Annotated in this window: 12 protein-coding genes and 2 pseudogenes; 10 read left to right on the forward strand and 4 right to left on the reverse strand. The window is 70.9% G+C overall.

The window, feature by feature from the left end; all coding sequences use genetic code 11:
* Nucleotides 1–27 precede the first annotated feature (27 nt).
* From NMN56_RS19125 to NMN56_RS19150, 6 genes and pseudogenes are all read left to right on the forward strand, one after another.
* Complete coding sequence (locus tag NMN56_RS19125; protein WP_283742496.1) at nt 28–2,061, forward strand: thioredoxin domain-containing protein; 2,034 nt, start codon at nt 28–30, stop codon at nt 2,059–2,061.
* A gap of 339 nt (nt 2,062–2,400) precedes the next feature.
* Nucleotides 2,401–3,567 (forward strand): acyl-CoA dehydrogenase family protein, encoded by a 1,167-nt coding sequence (locus NMN56_RS19130; protein ID WP_274046082.1) that lies wholly within the window; start codon nt 2,401–2,403, stop codon nt 3,565–3,567.
* Nucleotides 3,567–3,842 (forward strand): annotated as a pseudogene (locus NMN56_RS19135) (enoyl-CoA hydratase-related protein); the annotation flags it as partial. The gene NMN56_RS19130 and the pseudogene NMN56_RS19135, both read left to right, overlap by 1 nt.
* Before the next feature lie 243 nt (nt 3,843–4,085).
* Nucleotides 4,086–4,628 (forward strand): annotated as a pseudogene (locus NMN56_RS19140) (enoyl-CoA hydratase-related protein); the annotation flags it as partial.
* The gene (locus NMN56_RS19145; protein WP_274046083.1) at nt 4,598–5,227 is read left to right on the forward strand and encodes a TetR/AcrR family transcriptional regulator; all 630 of its coding nucleotides are present in this window, start codon (nt 4,598–4,600) and stop codon (nt 5,225–5,227) included. The pseudogene NMN56_RS19140 and the gene NMN56_RS19145, both read left to right, overlap by 31 nt.
* A 418-nt stretch (nt 5,228–5,645) precedes the next feature.
* Entirely contained in the window at nt 5,646–7,181 is a 1,536-nt protein-coding gene (locus NMN56_RS19150; RefSeq protein WP_274046084.1) for a sodium:solute symporter family protein, read from the forward strand.
* A 77-nt stretch (nt 7,182–7,258) separates the two neighbouring features.
* Here the strand turns inward: NMN56_RS19150 and NMN56_RS19155 are convergent, their stop codons facing one another.
* On the reverse strand, nt 7,259–8,350 hold the full coding sequence (locus NMN56_RS19155) for a citrate synthase 2 (protein ID WP_274046085.1): 1,092 nt from the start codon (nt 8,348–8,350) through the stop codon (nt 7,259–7,261).
* A gap of 519 nt (nt 8,351–8,869) precedes the next feature.
* On the opposite strand from NMN56_RS19155, the gene pdxH reads away from it, so the two are divergent.
* Nucleotides 8,870–9,496: a pyridoxamine 5'-phosphate oxidase gene (pdxH, locus tag NMN56_RS19160; RefSeq protein ID WP_274046183.1), complete on the forward strand. Its 627-nt coding sequence runs from the start codon at nt 8,870–8,872 to the stop codon at nt 9,494–9,496.
* A gap of 657 nt (nt 9,497–10,153) precedes the next feature.
* The gene (locus NMN56_RS19165) at nt 10,154–11,608 is read left to right on the forward strand and encodes a PAS domain-containing protein (protein ID WP_430542643.1); all 1,455 of its coding nucleotides are present in this window, start codon (nt 10,154–10,156) and stop codon (nt 11,606–11,608) included.
* 84 nt (nt 11,609–11,692) lie between these two features.
* Here NMN56_RS19165 and NMN56_RS19170 read toward each other — a convergent pair whose 3' ends face one another.
* Nucleotides 11,693–12,445, reverse strand: coding sequence for an SIS domain-containing protein (locus NMN56_RS19170; protein WP_274046087.1), 753 nt, complete (start codon nt 12,443–12,445; stop codon nt 11,693–11,695).
* A 241-nt stretch (nt 12,446–12,686) separates the two neighbouring features.
* Here NMN56_RS19170 and NMN56_RS19175 point away from each other — a divergent pair, with 241 nt between their 5' ends.
* Together NMN56_RS19175 and NMN56_RS19180 are read left to right on the forward strand one after the other, a co-directional pair.
* A complete protein-coding gene (locus tag NMN56_RS19175) occupies nt 12,687–13,382 on the forward strand; it encodes an iron-dependent transcriptional repressor DtxR (RefSeq protein WP_274046088.1) in 696 nt (231 codons plus the stop codon).
* A 488-nt stretch (nt 13,383–13,870) separates the two neighbouring features.
* Complete coding sequence (locus NMN56_RS19180; protein WP_274046184.1) at nt 13,871–14,785, forward strand: alpha/beta fold hydrolase; 915 nt, start codon at nt 13,871–13,873, stop codon at nt 14,783–14,785.
* Between the two features lie 158 nt (nt 14,786–14,943).
* Here the strand turns inward: NMN56_RS19180 and NMN56_RS19185 are convergent, their stop codons facing one another.
* Nucleotides 14,944–16,563 carry a transporter gene (locus NMN56_RS19185; protein ID WP_274046089.1) on the reverse strand — a complete coding sequence of 540 codons (1,620 nt, stop codon included), beginning with the start codon at nt 16,561–16,563 and terminating at the stop codon, nt 14,944–14,946.
* Complete coding sequence (locus NMN56_RS19190) at nt 16,560–17,339, reverse strand: ABC transporter ATP-binding protein (protein WP_274046090.1); 780 nt, start codon at nt 17,337–17,339, stop codon at nt 16,560–16,562. Before NMN56_RS19190 ends, NMN56_RS19185 begins: the two co-directional genes overlap by 4 nt.
* Nucleotides 17,340–17,380: the final 41 nt, after the last annotated feature.

A 17,380-nucleotide genomic window follows, 5' to 3' on the forward strand; every position in this document is an offset into this window, starting at 1 on the left:
TCCCTGTCGGTGCGCGACCATGGGGCCATGGCCAACCGACTCGCGGACGAGACCTCCCCGTATCTCCTCCAGCACGCCGAAAACCCCGTCGACTGGTGGCCCTGGTCGCCCGCCGCCTTCGAGGAGGCGCGGCGCCGTGGCGTCCCCGTGCTGCTGAGCGTGGGATACGCGAGTTGCCACTGGTGCCATGTCATGGCCAGGGAGAGCTTCGAGGACGAGGCGACGGCCGAGCTGCTGAACGCGCACTTCGTGGCGGTCAAGGTGGACCGCGAGGAGCGCCCCGACGTGGACGCCGTCTACATGGAGGCCGTACAGGCGGCGACAGGCCAGGGCGGCTGGCCGATGACGGTGTTCCTGACGCCGGACGGCGAGCCGTTCTACTTCGGTACGTACTTCCCGCCGGTGCCCCGCCACAGCATGCCCGCGTTCCAGCAGGTACTGGAGGGCGTACGGGCCGCATGGCAGGACCGGCGCGGAGAGGTCACGGACGTCGCCTCCCGCATCACCCGTGACCTGTCCGAACGCACCATCGCCCTCGGCGCCGGCGAGCCCGGGCCGCCCGGTGCTGAGGAAATGGGCGCCGCGCTGCTGGGACTCACCCGGGAGTTCGACGCCGCACACGGGGGCTTCGGCGGTGCGCCGAAGTTCCCGCCCGCGATGGCCCTGGAGTTCCTGCTGCGCCACCACGCGCGCACCGGCTCCGAAGGCGCGCTCCAGATGGTCGAGGCCACCTGCGAGGCCATGGCACGCGGCGGCATCTACGACCAGCTGGGCGGCGGCTTCGCCCGCTACTCCGTGGACGCCGAATGGATCGTTCCGCACTTCGAGAAGATGCTCTACGACAACGCGCTGCTCTGCCGCGTCTACGCACACCTGTGGCGCTCCACCGGCTCCGAGCAGGCACGCCGCGTCGCACTGGAAACCGCCGACTTCATGGTGCGCGAACTCGCCACCAGCGAGGGCGGGTTCGCCTCCGCGCTGGACGCCGACAGCGACGACGGCGAGGGCGGCCACGCCGAAGGCGCCTACTACGTGTGGACACCCGCGCAACTCGCGGCGGCCCTGGGACCCGAGGACGCCGCGCCGGCGGCCTCCGCCTTCGGCGTCACCGAGGAAGGCACCTTCGAAGGCGGCGCCTCCGTACTCCAACTCCCCGACACCGGGGAACCCCTGACGGACGCCACCCGCCTGGACTCCGCACGCAAGCGCCTCTTCGAAGCCCGCGCCTCCCGCCCGCGCCCCGCACGCGACGACAAGGTCGTCACCGCGTGGAACGGGCTCGCCATCGCCGCGCTCGCCGAGACCGGCGCCTACTTCGACCGCGACGACCTCGTGGACGCCGCACGCGCCGCCGCGCGGCTCCTGGCCGACCTGCACACCCACGACGAGGGCCGCCGCCTCGTACGGACCTCACGCGACGGCGCCCCCGGCACCAGCGCAGGCGTACTGGAGGACTACGCCGACGCCTCCGAGGGCTACCTCGCGCTGTACGCCGTCACCGGCGAAGAAGAGTGGCTGCAAAGGGCCGGCACCCTGCTGGACACCGTCATCGACCGGTTCGCCGCCGAAGACGGCACGCTCTACGACACCGCCGACGACGCGGAACGCCTCATCCGGCGCCCCCAGGACCCCACCGACAACGCCGTACCCTCCGGCTGGAATGCCGCCGCCGGCGCCCTCCTCTCGTACGCCGCCTACACAGGCGAGGACCGGCACCGCGACGTGGCCTCCCGCTCCCTGGGCGTCGTACGCGCCCTCGCCTCCCGCGCGCCCCGCTTCATCGGCTGGGGCCTAGCCGTAGGAGAGGCCCTCCTGGACGGCCCCCGCGAGGTCGCCGTCCTCGGCACCCCACCCGAGGTCACCCCCCTGCACCGAGCGGCCCTCCTGTCGGCCGCCCCCGGCGCGGTAGTTGCCCTGGGCACGCCAGGCGAGTCCTCGGTCCCCCTGCTCCGCGACCGCGACCTCATCAACGGCAGCCCCACCGCCTACGTCTGCCACCACTTCATCTGCACAGCCCCCACCACAGACCCCACCCCCCTGACGGAAACAATGCGCGCCTGAAGCCCACCCCCCGCAAGCGATGCCGCCCCCGCCCCGCCCCCCCAGGGCGGCCCCGAACGTGCCCCCCTCGGACTCGACTTCAGGGCCGGCCCCGATACGGGCGGGGGAGTCCAGAGGGGGCGAAGCCCCTTTTGGCGGGGGGCGCCGGGTGGGGGTCCCCCCGGACGGAGTCTGGGGGAGGAGCCCCCCGACGCCCGGCCGGCGAGGCCAACGGGGAAAGGGGCGAAGCCCCATATACAAGAAAACAGCAACCTGGGGTGAAACCACAGGAACCACAACGGGGCACGGGGCAAAGCCCCATATAAAAACAGCCCACCCACCACAAGTGGAAGGCACAACATGACACCGCTCATGGAGACAAAAGAACAAACCGCACTACGCGAAGCGGTATCCGCCCTAGGAACCCGCTACGGCCGCGACTACTTCGCGGACGTAGTACGCGAAGGCAAACACACAGACGAACTATGGGCAGAGGCAGCCAAACTAGGCTACCTAGGAGTGAACCTCCCCGAGGAGTACGGCGGCGGAGGCACCGGCATCCAAGAACTCTCCATAGTCCTGGAGGAGCTGGGAGCAGCAGGCTGCCCCCTCCTCATGCTGGTGGTCTCACCAGCAATCTGCGGCACAGTAATATCCCGCTTCGGCACAGAAGCACAAAAGAACGAATGGCTGCCCACGCTAGCGAACGGCACCCGAAAAATGGCGTTCGGCATCACAGAACCAGACGCCGGTTCGAACTCCCACCGCATCACCACCACAGCCCGTCGCGACCCAGCGACGGGCGACTGGCTGGTGACAGGCCGCAAAGTGTTCATCTCGGGCGTGGACATCGCGGAAGCGACACTCATCGTGGGACGCACGGAGGACGCGAGGACAGGCAAGCTGAAGCCATGCCTGTTCATCGTCCCGAGAGACGCGCCAGGGTTCTCGCGGAACGAGATCGACATGGAGATCGGCGCCCCGGAGAAACAGTTCGAACTGGTACTGGACGACGTACGCCTACCCAAGGACGCACTCGTCGGCGACGAGGACGCGGGCCTGCTACAGCTGTTCGCCGGACTGAACCCGGAACGCATCATGACAGCGGCCTTCGCCCTGGGCATGGCGCGCTACGCGATGGGCCGCGCACTCGACTACGCACGCACCCGACAGGTGTGGAAAGAGCCGATCGGCGCGCATCAGGCCATCGCGCACCCCCTGGCGCAGGCGCACATCGAGGTGGAGTGCGCACGGCTGATGATGCAGAAGGCGGCGCGTCTGTACGACGAGGGCGACGACGTCGGCGCGGGTGAGGCCGCGAACATGGCGAAGTACGCGGCGGCCGAGGCATGCGTGCGTACCGTCGACCAGGCCGTGCACACGCTCGGCGGCAACGGGCTGACGCGCGAGTACGGCCTCGCAGGACTGATCACGGCGTCACGGGTGGCACGGATAGCGCCCGTGAGCCGGGAGATGATCCTCAACTACGTCTCCCACCAGTCCCTCGGCCTCCCCAAGTCGTACTGATGGGCGAGCCATTGATCCGCGTGGCACGGGCCGAGGGCATCACCACACTCACACTGGACTCGCCGCACAACCGCAACGCGCTGTCGTCCGCGCTGGTCGCCGAGTTGTACGCGGCACTCGCTGAGGCCGCGGAAGACACGGCGACCCGCGCGGTACTGCTCACGCACACAGGCAACACGTTCTGCGCAGGCGCCGACCTGACAGAGGTACAGGCACAGCCGCAGCCACAGGTACAGGCGCAGGTACAGGCGCAAGCCAAGCCGCAGGCGCAGGTGCAGGCACAGGACCAACCACAGGGACAGGCGCAGGCACAGGACCAACCACAGGGACAGGTGCAGGCACAGGACCAACCACAGGGACAGGCGCAGGCACAGGACCAACCACAGGGACAGGCGCAGGCACAGGACCAACCACAGGGACAGGCGCAGGCACAGGACCAACCACAGGGACAGGCGCAGGCACAGGACCAACCACAGGGCCAGGCACAGCCACAGGGCGGCCAGCCACCAACCTCAGCCCCCAAGGCCCTGGCAACCCTCCTCCGCACGGTGGTCGCCTTCCCCAAACCCGTAGTGGCCCGAGTCCAGGGCCACGTACGCGCCGGCGGTACGGGCCTCCTCGCGGCGTGCGACATCTCCGCGGCGGGCCCGGACGCGACGTTCGCGTTCACTGAGGCACGCATCGGCGTGGCGCCGGCCGTGATCTCGATGCCGGTGCTACCCCGCATGGACCCGCGGGCGGCGGCGCGCTACTACTTGACGGGGGAGAGGTTCGGGCCGGAAGAGGCGGCCCGTATCGGCCTGGTGACGCTGGCGGCCGACGACCCCGAAGCGGCGCTCGCGCCCGTGCTCGACGGGCTGCGACGAGGCTCGCCGCAGGGCCTCGCGGAGTCGAAGAAGCTGGTCACAAGGGAGGTGCTGGCCGCGTTCGACCGCGAAACCGATACCCTCGCTGACCTGTCGGCGCGGCTCTTCGCGTCGGATGAGGCCCGAGAGGGCATGAGCGCCTTCCTCGAACGACGGGATGCTGAATGGGCAGTGCGGCAAACGCCCGAGCGGTGAACGTCCGTGGTGCGGCGCCCAAGCAGGACCGCAGCCGCGCCACGCGGCAGCGGCTGCTGGAGTCGGCCGTGACCTGCCTGGCCGAGCACGGCTGGTCGGGCAGCACGGTCACCGTGGTCGCCGAGCACGCGGGCGTCTCGCGAGGTGCGGCGCAGCACCATTTCCCCACCCGCGAGGACCTGTTCACGGCCGCCGTCGAGTACGTCGCCGAGGAACGCTCGCGCGCCCTGCGCGAACTGCCGCCGCGCGCCTCGACGCAGGCGGCCGTGGAGACGCTGGTGGGCCTCTACACGGGCCCGCTGTTCCGCGCGGCACTGCACCTGTGGGTCGCCGCCTCCAACGAGCCGCAGTTGGAGCCCCGTGTGACGGCGCTGGAGGCCCGTATCGGCCGCGAGACGCACCGTATGGCGGTCAGGCTCCTCGGCGCCGACGAGCGGGAGCCCGGCGTACGGGAGACCGTGCAGGGCCTGCTCGACATGGCACGCGGCCTGGGCCTGGCCAACCTGCTCACCGATGACAGCGCGCGCCGGGAGCGGGTCGTCGCGCAGTGGGCCCGCCTCGTGGAGAACGGCGCGGCCGGCGCGACACACAACAGGTAGCCGGCACGCTCCTGGCAGCGGTCCCGCTCTCCGGCGCCGCCCTCTCCCCGGGCCCGCCGACGCGCGGACCTCCCGTCTCCGCCGCGCGGCTCGGCCCGACGCGCGGCCCGCCTCCGACGCGCGGCCCGCCTCCGACGCGCGGCCCGCCTCCGACGCGCGGCCCGCCTCCGACGCGCGGCCCGCCTCCGACGCGCGGCCCGCCTCACAGCGCGCGGCCCACCTCCAACGCGCGGGACCTCGACCCGCAGACCTCCCAACCCCCGTGTACCCCCCGCTGGTTCACGTCCACCGACATGGATATGAACCAGCGGGGGTTTCGCGCCGTGCACAGTCTTGACGGGCCTATAGGGCACTTCTAGTGTGACGGCCTGTTCAGCGATCTGGCACATGTTCATATGAATGAACCAGGGGAGCCGCCATGTCCGGATTGGACTGGGTCGTAGTCGCCGCCTATTTCTGCGTGATGGTCGCGATCGGCCTGTGGTCGACGAGGCGCATCGAGAACGTCGCGGACTTCTTCACCGCGCGCGGTCGCATACCGTGGTGGCTCTCCGGGATCTCTCACCACATGTCCGGATACAGCGCCATCATGTTCGTGACGTTCGCCGCCGTCGCGTACGACTACGGGATCACCGTCTACTTCTGGTGGCCCCTCACCATCGGCCTCGGCATCGGTGTCGGGGCCTTCCTCTTCGCACCCCGCTGGAACAGGCTCCGCGCCAAGCATGGAGTCAACTCCCCGCTGGCCTACCTCGCGGTCCGCTACAACCTGCCCACGCAGCAAGTGCTCGCCTACAGCGGCGCGTTGCTCAAGGTGGTCGACATCGCGGCCAAGTGGGTCGCCATCGCGGTGCTGCTCCAGGGCTTCGCCGACCTCCCGCTCGCCTGGGGCATCGGGCTCACCGGCGTGTGCACGATGTTCTACATGGCGTTCGGCGGGCTGTGGGCCGATGTCCTCACCGACCTGGGCCAGTTCATCATCCAGGCCGTCGCCGGTATCGCCATGCTCATCGCCGTCATGGCACACCTCGGCGGCGTCTCCTCGCTGTGGACGATGTGGGGCGACCTGCCGGAAGGGCACTCCGACCCGGTCAACGGCACCGTCTCCACCGGCCTGATCATGGCGTTCCTGCTCGTGAAGACCTTTGAGTACAACGGCGGCATGTGGAACCTCGCGCAGCGCTACATGTCCGCGCCCTCGGGCACCCGCGCGAAGAAGTCGGCGCTGCTCTCCAGCGCGCTGTGGCTGGTCTGGCCGCTCATCCTCTTCATCCCGATGATCGCGGCGCCGCTCATCGTGCCCGGCCTGGAGAACGGCGAGCAGTCCTACATCAAGCTCGCCCAGGAACTCCTGCCGACCGGCCTCATCGGGCTGCTACTGGCGGGCTTCTTCTCGCACACGATGGCCATGGTCGCCTCCGACTCCAACGTCATCACCGCTGTCATCACCCGCGACCTCGCACCCGCGATCATGCCCCGCCTCCGTGCGCTCTCGGACCGTTCGGCGCTGCTGTTCGCGCGCGTCACCACGGTCGCGTTCGTGACGGTGAGCATGGGGTTCGCGCTCTTCTCAGACCCCAACGGGTTCATCATGACCGTCGTCGTCAGCATCGTCGCCGCGACCATGGGGCCCATCTCCATCCCGCTGATGCTCGGCCTGCTGCCCTGGTTCAAGCGCCACGGTCCGCTGGCGGCCATCGGCTCCTGGGCGGGCGGCCTCGCCGTCTGGGCCTGGCTCTACTGGGGCGTACCGGACGCGAGCGAGACGGTGACCGTAAGCTCTCCGCTGCTGACCTCGCTCGTCCTGTACGTCGTCATCGGCCTGGTCAGGCCCGAACGCAACCCGGAGGGCGACGCCGTGGTCGACTCCCTCAACGACGACCCGCTCCCGGAGGAGGCCACCCTGCCTCCCGCCGCACCCCCGGCCACCGAGCCGCTCACCGAACCCCGCTGACACGGCCCTGTGGGCCCGGGAACCCCGTCCCCGGGCCCACACGACCCGGGGAGGGCGGGGAGCGTCAGGGACAGGACTCAGGCCGTGTATCCCTCGACATCACGCGGCGAACGGGGGCCAGGGCCCACGTACTTCGCCGAGGGCCGCACAAGGCGCCCTGTCCGCTTCTGTTCGAGGATGTGTGCCGACCATCCGGCCGTACGCGCACACGTGAACATCGAGGTGAACATGTGCGCCGGCACCTCGGCGAAGTCCAGCACGATCGCCGCCCAGAACTCGACGTTCGTCTCCAGCACCCGGTCGGGCCGCCGGGCCCGCAGCTCTTCGAGCGCGGCCTTCTCCAGTGCGAGCGCGACCTCGTAGCGCGGGGCGCCCAGTTCCTGGGCCGTACGCCGCAGCACGCGGGCGCGCGGGTCCTCGGCGCGGTACACGCGGTGTCCGAAGCCCATCAGCCGCTCGCCCCGGTCGAGTTGCTGTTTCACGTAGGCGGAGGCGTCCCCGCTGCGTTCGATCTCCTCGATCATGCCGAGCACGCGCGAGGGCGCACCCCCGTGCAGCGGGCCCGACATCGCGCCGACGGCGCCGGAGAGCGAGGCGGCCACGTCGGCGCCCGTCGAGGCGATCACGCGGGCTGTGAACGTCGAGGCGTTCATGCCGTGTTCGGCGGCCGAGGTCCAGTACGCGTCGACGGCGGCGACGTGCTTGGGGTCGGGCTCACCGCGCCACCTGCGCATGAAGCGTTCGACGATGGTGTCGGCCTTGTCGATCTCCTTCTGCGGCACCATTGGCAGGCCCTGGCCGCGCGCCGACTGCGCGACGAAGGAGAGCGCCATGACGGCCGCCCGCGCCAGCTCGTCGCGCGCAGTGCGCTCGTCCGTGTCGAGCAGCGGTTTGAGGCCCCACACGGGCGCGAGCATGGCGAGCGCCGACTGCACGTCGACGCGGATGTCGCCGGAGTGCACCGGGATGGGGAACGGCTCGGCCGGCGGCAGGCCCGGGTTGAAGCCGCCGTCGACGAGGAGCCCCCACACGTTGCCGAAGGAGACATGGCCGACCAGGTCCTCGATGTCGACACCTCGGTAGCGGAGCGAGCCGCCTTCCTTGTCGGGTTCGGCGATCTCTGTCTCGAACGCGACGACCCCTTCGAGTCCGGGTACGAAATCGGACATCTGGCGGCTCCCTCATGAATGGGCCGCCAGGGTCGCTGACGGCGGATCTGTCTGCTTGGGAAGAGGACGGAACGGTTCCCCTGCCGTGTCGGCGGCTAGAGGACCGGGCCGTTACTCCGGTCATGCCCGGCGGGGTGGGTGGTCACGCTCCGTCGACCCTCCCCCCGCCCTCGGCCGGGGGATGTCCCCAGGTCGGCGCGTCCACACCTGCCGGACGGAGCGGCAACGATAGCCCGTGATGTACGGATGCCACAGCTCCTGGATCAAGATTCTGGCTGGTCCGGCACGTGCGCGGCAGGGTGAGATGAGGCACAGGCCCTGATTCGTGGCCCTCAGGTGTGCGGAGAGTGTCCGGCGGGCAGACTGTCCGACCGCGGGCCGGTCGGATGCTGCAAGATAAGCGGCGTGCCTCACGATGACGACGCCGCCCGGACAGACGCCCGTACATCCGGCCGTACGACCGCGAGTTCACCACCAGCCTCGCCCACGCGTACGGCAACCACCCTCGACCCCGCCGCGATGCGCGCGCACTACCGCGCCGAGGGCCTCGCGGAGCCCGACCTCGCGCCCGACCCCTTCGCACAGTTCGCGCGCTGGTTCGCCCAGGCAGAGGCGAGCGGACTGCACGAGCCGAACGCCATGGTGGTCTCCACCGCCGACGAACAGGGCCGCCCCAGCTCCCGTACGGTCCTGCTGAAGCGGTACGACGAGCGGGGCTTCGTCTTCTTCACCAACTACGGCTCCCGTAAGGGCCGTGAGCTGGAGGCGAACCCGTATGTCTCGCTGCTCTTCCCCTGGCACGGCATCGCCCGCCAGGTGATCGTCTCCGGAGTCGCCGAACGCACGGGACGCGACGAGACCGCCGCCTACTTCCGCACCCGTCCCCACGGCTCCCAACTGGGCGCCTGGGCCAGCGAACAGTCCTCCCGCGTGGCCTCACGCGAGGAACTCGACCGCCTGTACGCACAGCTCGCCGCCCGCTACCCGGAGGGCGAGGACGTTCCCGCACCGGCCCAGTGGGGCGGATTCCGGGTGCGGCCCGAGACGGTCGAGTTCTGGCAGGGGAGGGAGAACCGGCTCCACGACAGGCTGCGCTTCGCGCGCACGGAACAGGACGGCTGGGAGGTCGAACGGCTCTGCCCGTAGGCGGCAGCTCCCGGAGCCCGGCGCTCTGCCAGTAGTTGCCCGGAGCACCACTGGCAGTCCGGCGCCGTGCGTAGCCGTTCGGAGCACCAGTAGCCGCACGTGGTCGTTCGACGCGCCAGTAGTCGTCGCCAGTGGTCGTTCGCAGCTGTCCGTGGGGGCCTCGTGCCCCTGCGGGCAGCAGAACGGCCCGTGGGCTGCTCCCCTCGCCGGAGGCGAAGGGCGCCGGTCGGACGAGTCCGACGAGCCCACGGGCCGGGTGACTGCTGGGTATTGGCCTCGCTGCACATGTCCGGGGGCGCCTCCCGGGCCCATGAGCGGGCCTTCACACTGTGGCGTCGGCCCTAGGCCGCAGCCACCTCACACGTCCGGTGATTGATCATCAGCCGGATCACCTCCTTTCCTGTGTGCCCCGCACGTTATGCACGGCCGCACAGGCGTGCAATCGAATTTCGGGGCGACAACGATTTTCCCGAACCCGGTGTGTGCTGGGTCACGTTCGAGTTGAATGATCCGTACACACGCGGTGGCGTTCCGCAGTCGGAGCAAGCAGGGGGTGCCGAGGTGGCGGCTCGATCCAAGACCCACTCCGCGTCGTCCTCGGACGGTGACGGCGGCGGAGCCGATGACGAACTCCTTCTCGCCGCACTGCTCGACGGCATGGACGCCGCGCTGTGCGCCTTCGACGCCGACGGCGTCGTCACCCACTGGAACCGGGAGGCCGAGCGCATGCTCGGCTGGACACAGGACGAGGCCGTCGGCAGGCAGGGCCTGGCGGGCTGGGCCGTACGGGCAGCTGACGCCGAGGAGGTCGAGGGGCAGCTGATGGGCGCCATGCGCGCCCCCGGACGGCAGGTGCACGAGTTCGCGCTGCTGACCAAGGACGGCGGCCGGGTGCTGGTCCGTATCCAGTCCTCAGGCGTCAGCGGCGCCGACGGCAGGCCCATGGGCGTCTACTGCGCTTTCAGCGAGGTGCACGCGCAGATCGACCTGGAGCGCTCGATCGCCCTGAGCGAGGCGCTCCTTGAGGACGCCTCCTGGGGCGTCGTCCTCGTCGACGCCGACCTGCGCCCCACGGTCGTGAACGCGTACGCGGCGCGTGCCTTCCAGGTCTCCTCGCGCGCGGCCCTGCTGGGCCGCCCGCTCGGCGAACTGCTGGAGCAGGGCGTCGAGGAGCTGGAGGGCGCGCTCCAGCATGTGCTGGGCGAGGGCGCACCTCCCGCGCCCGCCGAGATATGGGTGACGCTGCGCGGCCGGCAGCCGACAGGCGCCGAGGGCACGGGCGTACGCGGCGGGAGCGGGGGAGAGGGCGGCAACGGGGGCGGCGGGCCCGGCGGCAGAGGCGGTTCGGCCGACAGGCCCGAGGGGGCAGGAGGGGAAGCGTCCCAGGAGGCGGGGCGCAGGTGCTGCTGGCGCAGCGGGTTCCTGCGGCTGGCCTCACCGCTGGCCGAGGAGCCGGTTCCGCTGGGTGTCGCCTGGCTCTTCCAGGACACCACCGAGCACAAGCAGACCGAGCGGGAAGCGGCACGGCTGCGCTTCCGCGACAGGCAGCTCCACCGGGCCGTGCGCGCCGCTGGGGAGTGCGAGGACCCGCTGGAGGCGGCCCGCGTCCATCTGGACTTCGCGCTCGCCGGGTTCGCCGACCACGCCCTGCTGGACCTCGCGGCCGATCCGGGGCCCGAACCCGTCTCCGGTTCCGACGCGGGTCTGGACGCGCTTCCGCCAGGTGACCCGCGTCTCGTACGCGCCGTCCTCACACCGACAGCCGTCCGTGGCCGCCCCCCGCTCATCGAGCCGGGCACCGACAGCGGCATCCCCGTGGCGTACGCGGAGGGGCATCCGGCGCTCCAGGCGTACGCGCGCTGCGGTTCGGTCCGAGCCAGTGCGAGCGGCCCGCCCGCACCCGAGGGCTGGGCCGAGGCCCGCAAGTGGCCCGAGGGCACGGCGCACGGTCTGTGCACGGTGCTGCGCAGCCGCGGGCGCACGCTGGGGATCGTCACGTTCCTGCGCGACGCCGGGCACCGGCCGTTCGACCGTACGGACGCCGTCTACGCCGAGCAGATCGCCGCGCACGTGTCCGCAGCCGCCGACCTGGCGGACGCGATCGGGAAGTGAGGCCGCCCCCACGGACAGGGGCACGCGCGCGGCCACGGCGGGCGGTTCCTGCGGTATCGGGCCGGGACGGCGGGGACGGACGGGTCAGGAGTAGAAGATCCGGTCCGCGTACTCCTCCATGACGCGTGCGTTCCAGTCGTGACCGCCGTCGACGTTCCCCGAGCGCAGCATGGGGGGCTCGATGCCCCTGCGGGCCAGTTCACCCGCTGCGGTGGCGACGACGGCCTGCATCAGCGCGCTGGTCACGACGGTGGAGGCGGGCGCGAACGGCGCCTCGATGCCCTCGGCCGTCAGCTCGGCGTCGCCCACGGGGATACGGCTGTCGATGACGAGGTCGCAGTGGTCCTTGAGGAACGTACCTGTGGTGTGCCGGGAGCGGGTGCCCTCCGCATACGCGACCGAGGTCAGGCCGATGACCTTGAGGCCGAGCGCCCGGGCGTTGAGGGCCAGCTCCACGGGGAGCGCGTTGCGCCCCGACAGGGAGATGACGATCAGGAGGTCCCCCGAGCGCACCGGGCTGGAGTCGAGCGAGGCAGCCGCGAGCCCCTCGACGCGCTCCAGCGCGCTGCCGAGGGTGGCAGGCCGGACGTCGACGCCTGTGACACCCGGCACGTTGAGGAGGTTCATCACGGCGAGGCCGCCCGCGCGGTAGACGGTGTCCTGGGCCGGCAGCGAGGAGTGCCCGGCGCCGAAGGCCCAGACGCATCCGCCGTCGGCGATCACCTCGGCGAGCATGGTCCCCGCGGCCTCGACATTCTTCGCCTCCGCGTCCCTGACCTGCCTCAGCAGTCCGATCGCGGCGTCGAAGAAGTCCCCAGCCAGCGTCTTCTCGCTCATCCCGTGGTCCCTCGGGTCGTTGCGGCTGAGTGCCGTCGCAGGCTTCACCGCAGTCCTCGGCGCTGTCTTTTCGCACGTGCCGGCGCCTGTATTGACGCGATCACGGTGAGGTCTGGACCTTTCCCGTGTCAATACCGGGACCCGGCGTCAGTACCCCGTCTCGTCGGGCGCGGCACGGTTGTCAGTGCGATGCGTCAGAATTGGTGCCAGGGCCACCGCACCAGCTGACTAGGGGCTACGCATGTCAGGACTCATCGACACCACGGAGATGTATCTCCGCACCATCCTGGAGCTTGAGGAGGAGGGTGTGGTCCCGATGCGTGCCCGCATCGCCGAACGCCTCGATCAGAGCGGGCCAACGGTCAGCCAGACCGTGGCCCGGATGGAGCGGGACGGGCTGGTCACGGTCGCGGGCGACCGGCATCTGGAGCTGACGGCCGACGGGAGGCAGCTGGCCACGCGCGTGATGCGCAAGCACAGGCTGGCCGAGTGTCTCCTGGTCGACGTGATCGGCCTGGAGTGGGAGCAGGTGCACGCGGAGGCGTGCCGCTGGGAGCACGTGATGAGCGAGGCGGTCGAGCGACGCGTCCTCGACCTGCTGCGGCATCCGACCGAGTCGCCGTACGGGAACCCCATCCCGGGCCTTGAGGAGCTGGGCGAGAAGGCCGAGGCCGACCCGTTCCTGGACGCCGGGCTGGTCAGCCTGAGCGAGCTGGAGCCCGGTGGCGAAGGCAAGACGGTCGTGGTGCGCAGGATCGGCGAGCCGATCCAGATGGACGCGCAGCTCATGTACACGCTGCGGCGGGCCGGCGTGCAGCCGGGCGCCGTGGTGAGTGTGAACGCGGGTGCGGCCGGCGGCGTGCAGGTCGGCAGCAGCGGCGAGGCGGCGGAGCTGGGCTCAGAGGTCGCGGCGCACGTTTTCGTCGCCAAGCGCTGAGGGCGCGCGGATTCCGTCGAGCATCGTGGGATGCGGTGCGTATCACGCGCCGCACCTTCCCAATTGGCCCAGCCGGTATCAGAGTTGCCGGAACGCGAGCGACCGTGCGCGCACCGTGCGACGCTGTCGCTGGTAGGGAAAGCGCGCCCAGGGGACCGGTCGCGCTGAGGTGTGCAGGGGCGGGAGGGGAGCCGTCGATGCTGTTCCCGCTGAGTGATGCGCGGCGCATGACGGCGCCGGAGCACGGCAGAGGCCCCGGCGCCAACATCCGCCGGGGCCCCGCCTCCCCATGTCCCCCCCCGTGGCGACCCGGAGCCCCGAGCTCTCAGGGTCTGCCCCCCTCCCGGTTCCTGTCTCCCCGTGGGCGCGGCACACAACCCTGGCGCCATGTCACTCGAAGGTGGGGTGTTCGCCGCGGGACCAGAGTGTTCGAATAGAAGTTCGATAGGGTGACGCAGCGGTCAGAGGGAGTGGGGGTGCCAGGACGCATGGTGCGACGGATCAACGTGACGGGCGTAGGTGGAATCCGGCTGGCTGCCTGGGAGTTCGCGGACCCGCCCAAGGGTGGTCCCGGGCGCGTGGCCGACCGCGAACCCGCCCCGGTGCCCGAGCCGCGGAGCCAGGAGAAACCACCGGGCGTGCTGTTACTGCACGGCCTGATGGGACGTGCCTCGCACTGGGCCGGGACAGCGCGCTGGCTCTCGGGGCGTTATCGGGCCATCGGCCTCGACCAGCGGGGCCACGGCCGCAGCGACAAGCCAGGCGAAGGGCCCTACGACCGCGAGGCGTACGTCGCCGACGCGGAGGCCGCCATCGAACAGCTCGGCCTGGCCCCCGTCGCCCTCGTCGGGCACGCCATGGGAGCCCTTACCGCCTGGCAACTCGCGGCCAAGCGCCCCGACCTGGTCCAGGCCCTCGTCATCAGCGACATGCGTGCCTCCGCGCTGGGGGAGCAGTCCCAGAGCGAGTGGGAGGAGTGGTTCAAGTCCTGGCCCGTCCCCTTCGCGACGCTGGGGGACGTACGCAAGTGGTTCGGCGAGGACGACCCCGTACTGGAGCGTTCGAAGCCCTCGCGCGGAGAGTTCTTCGCCGAGGTCATGGCCGAACGCGCGGACGGCTGGCGGCCCGTCTTCTCCCCGCGCCAGATGATGCGGGTCCGCGAGACGTGGGTCTACGACGCGCACTGGGACGACCTCGCGCAGGTGCGCTGCCCCACCCTCGTCGTCCGCGGCATCGACGGTGAACTGGGCCGCGCCGAGGCGCAGGAGATGGTCCGCGTGCTGCCGCGCGGCATCTACGCCGAGGTGCCGGAGGCCGGCCATCTCATCCACTACGACCAGCCGGAGGACTGGCGCAAGGTCGTCGAGCCCTTCCTCCAGGCGGCGCTCCCCGCAGGCAGCTGAACCCGGCCGCCGTACCCCGGCCTCCTGCCCCCCCGGCATCCGAACCTCAGCCTCCGCCTCGGCCTCCGAGCCTCAGCCCGGCGCGCCTCGGTCTCCGAACCTCCGCCTCCGTTCGCCTCAGCCTCCGGAACCCGGCTTCGCCGCCCAGCCTCTGGATCTCAGCCTCTGCTGACCGCCACCAGGATCTCTGGGAGCCGGGCTGCCGTGCGCCGTGCGGCCAGGCGCAGGGTCAGCGCGGGCAGTGCCAGCGCGTAGACGGCGCCCACGGGCAGCAGCACCCACGTCTGTCCGCCGCTCATGTGCAGCCAGACGGCCAGCGCGATCATCGGTGCCGACAGCAGCCCGCCGCACACCATGCCGCCGAGGAGACTGACGTAGGCGATCGAGCCCTGGCCGGGCGCGATGTTGCGCCGGCCGTCGTCCTGGGGGATGGAGTACGGGAAGAAGACGGACGCCATCGTGCCCGTGGCGAGCAGTGCGCCGAGCAGCGCGACGGAGATCCCCAGTACCTCGGCGAACATGCCCCACGCGTCCAGGAGTACGACCGACAGCAGCACGACGGCACTGACGTAGGGGACGGCGACGAGTGCCACGGCGAGCAGCCGGGCGCGCAGCTCGACGTAGGCGTCCCGCACGGTGGACACCGTGGAGGCGACGAGCCAGAAGGCGGAGTAGTCCTGCCCGAACTGGTTGTACATCTGGAGCCCCAGCAGCCCGGCGGCCCAGCACGCGTTGTACGGGCTGCCCGTGCCCTGGAGCGCCAGCACCACGGGCAGCAGCAGGCCGATGCCGAGCGAAGAGGCCCAGCCCACCTTCGTCTTGGGGTCACGCCACGCATAGCGCAGGGTGCGCAGTATCACGGCACCTGTTCGCCCCTCGGGCAGCAGCGAGGCAGGGCCGCGACGGGTGCCACGCCGCTTCTCCGGGCCGGTCGCAGCCTGGAAGGTGGAGGCGTCGGGCGAGGTCATCAGCCGGGTCAGCGTGTGCTGCCACCACCACAGCAGCGCGGCCAGGGCCGCGCCCGCGAGGGCGAGTTGAAGCACGGCGACCGCGTACGAGCCCTCGCTCGCGGCGCGTACGGCGTGCACGGCCGAGGCGGGCGGCAGCCAGTTCAGCACCCGCGCCACGGGCTCCAGCGCCGAGAGGCCGCCCGGCTGGGAGAGCTTCTGGGCCCCGAGGTTGAAGAACTGGGCGCCGAGCGCGATGAGCAGACCGCTCAGCAGCGCCAGGTCGCGGCCTTTACGGCTGTTGAGCAGGCGGACGTTGGCAGCGGCGACGGCGCGCGCCAGGGTCACGCAGACCAGCACGAGCAGCGGCAGCGCGAGCACGGCCGCCACCCAGCCCGCAGCCCCGTGCGCGAGGGAGGCCACGGCGCCGATGGCCAGCACCAGTGTGAACAGCGGCCCGATACCCACCAGTGAAGCCGTCAGCAGCGCGGCAACCAGCCCGCGCGGGCGCAGCGGCAGCATCACCAGCCGCGCCGGGTCCAGCGTCTCGTCCCCGCCGGGGAAGAACAGCGGGGCCACGGCCCAGCCAAGGGCCAGTACCGAGCTCAACGTGACCGCGACCGCCGACGCCTGCTCGTGCCCCCGCAGCAGGAGCAGGCCCAGCAGTTGCAACGCGCCCATCAGCAGCGCGAGTACGACGGAGGTGACGAAGAAGAACGTCCTCCCGGTGGACTGGCGCAGCCCGTTGCGCAGCAGCGCCAGCTTCAGCCGTACGAAGGTCGAGGTGACCGCCGTCGGCGCCGCATGGGGTGTGGCGCTCGGCACGGTCATCGGGCGCCGCCTCCCAGCCAGTCGAGCGCGTCGCCCGCCGCCGGGCGGCCCTGCGCGCCGACCAGCGTGAGGAACGCGTCCTGGAGAGTCGGAGCGTCCCCGCGCACCTCGTCGAGCGGGCCGTGCGACCTGATGCGCGCCGTCGCCATCACGGCGACCCAGTCGCACAGGGACTCCACCAGCTCCATCACATGGCTGGAGAAGACCACGGTCGCGCCGGAGCGGGTGTAGCGCTCCAGTACGCCTCTGATGGTCTGCGCCGAGACGGGGTCGACGCCCTCGAACGGCTCGTCCAGGAAGAGGACTTCGGGGTTGTGCAGCAGCGCCGTGGCCAGACCGATCTTCTTGCGCATGCCGGTCGAGTAGTCGACGACGAGCTTGTGCTGCGCCCCGGACAGATTGAGGACCTCCAGCAGCTGCCCGGCCCTGCGCTCGGTCTCGTCAGCCGGAATGCCGCGCAACGCGCCCATGTGGGTGAGCAGTTCGGCCCCTGAGAGCCGTTCGAACAGGCGGAGCCCCTCGGGGAGCACGCCGATACGGGACTTGACGGCTACGGGGTCCTTCCACACGTCGTGCCCGCCGATCACGACGGTGCCGGCGTCGGGGCGCAGCAGCCCGGTCACCATGGAGAGGGTGGTGGTCTTGCCGGCGCCGTTCGGACCTACGAGACCGATGAACTGCCCTGCGGGAAGGTCCAGATCGATGCCCGCGACAGCGACGTGGTCGCCGAACGACTTCCACAGCCCTCGTACGGATACGGCGTGCGTTTCTGCCATCGGCCGGCCCCTCTCGTCTTGCGCGTGTTGGGGCTCCCGAT

Origin of the sequence: Streptomyces iconiensis (assembly GCF_028657195.3) — a bacterium.
Classification (GTDB): Bacteria; Actinomycetota; Actinomycetes; order Streptomycetales; family Streptomycetaceae; genus Streptomyces; species Streptomyces iconiensis.

Bases quoted from the DNA above. Each gene is read 5' to 3' on its own strand.
- NMN56_RS19180 (WP_274046184.1), top strand. From the start codon at position 13,871: ATGGTGCGACGGATCAACGTGACGGGCGTAGGTGGAATCCGGCTGGCT.
- NMN56_RS19155 (WP_274046085.1), bottom strand. From the start codon at position 8,350: ATGTCCGATTTCGTACCCGGACTCGAAGGGGTCGTCGCGTTCGAGACA.
- NMN56_RS19145 (WP_274046083.1), top strand. From the start codon at position 4,598: ATGGGCAGTGCGGCAAACGCCCGAGCGGTGAACGTCCGTGGTGCGGCG.
- NMN56_RS19165 (WP_430542643.1), top strand. From the start codon at position 10,154: ATGGACGCCGCGCTGTGCGCCTTCGACGCCGACGGCGTCGTCACCCAC.
- NMN56_RS19170 (WP_274046087.1), bottom strand. From the start codon at position 12,445: ATGAGCGAGAAGACGCTGGCTGGGGACTTCTTCGACGCCGCGATCGGA.
- NMN56_RS19150 (WP_274046084.1), top strand. From the start codon at position 5,646: ATGTCCGGATTGGACTGGGTCGTAGTCGCCGCCTATTTCTGCGTGATG.
- NMN56_RS19175 (WP_274046088.1), top strand. From the start codon at position 12,687: ATGTCAGGACTCATCGACACCACGGAGATGTATCTCCGCACCATCCTG.
- NMN56_RS19185 (WP_274046089.1), bottom strand. From the start codon at position 16,563: ATGACCGTGCCGAGCGCCACACCCCATGCGGCGCCGACGGCGGTCACC.
- NMN56_RS19125 (WP_283742496.1), top strand. From the start codon at position 28: ATGGCCAACCGACTCGCGGACGAGACCTCCCCGTATCTCCTCCAGCAC.
- pdxH (WP_274046183.1), top strand. From the start codon at position 8,870: ATGCGCGCGCACTACCGCGCCGAGGGCCTCGCGGAGCCCGACCTCGCG.
- NMN56_RS19130 (WP_274046082.1), top strand. From the start codon at position 2,401: ATGACACCGCTCATGGAGACAAAAGAACAAACCGCACTACGCGAAGCG.
- NMN56_RS19190 (WP_274046090.1), bottom strand. From the start codon at position 17,339: ATGGCAGAAACGCACGCCGTATCCGTACGAGGGCTGTGGAAGTCGTTC.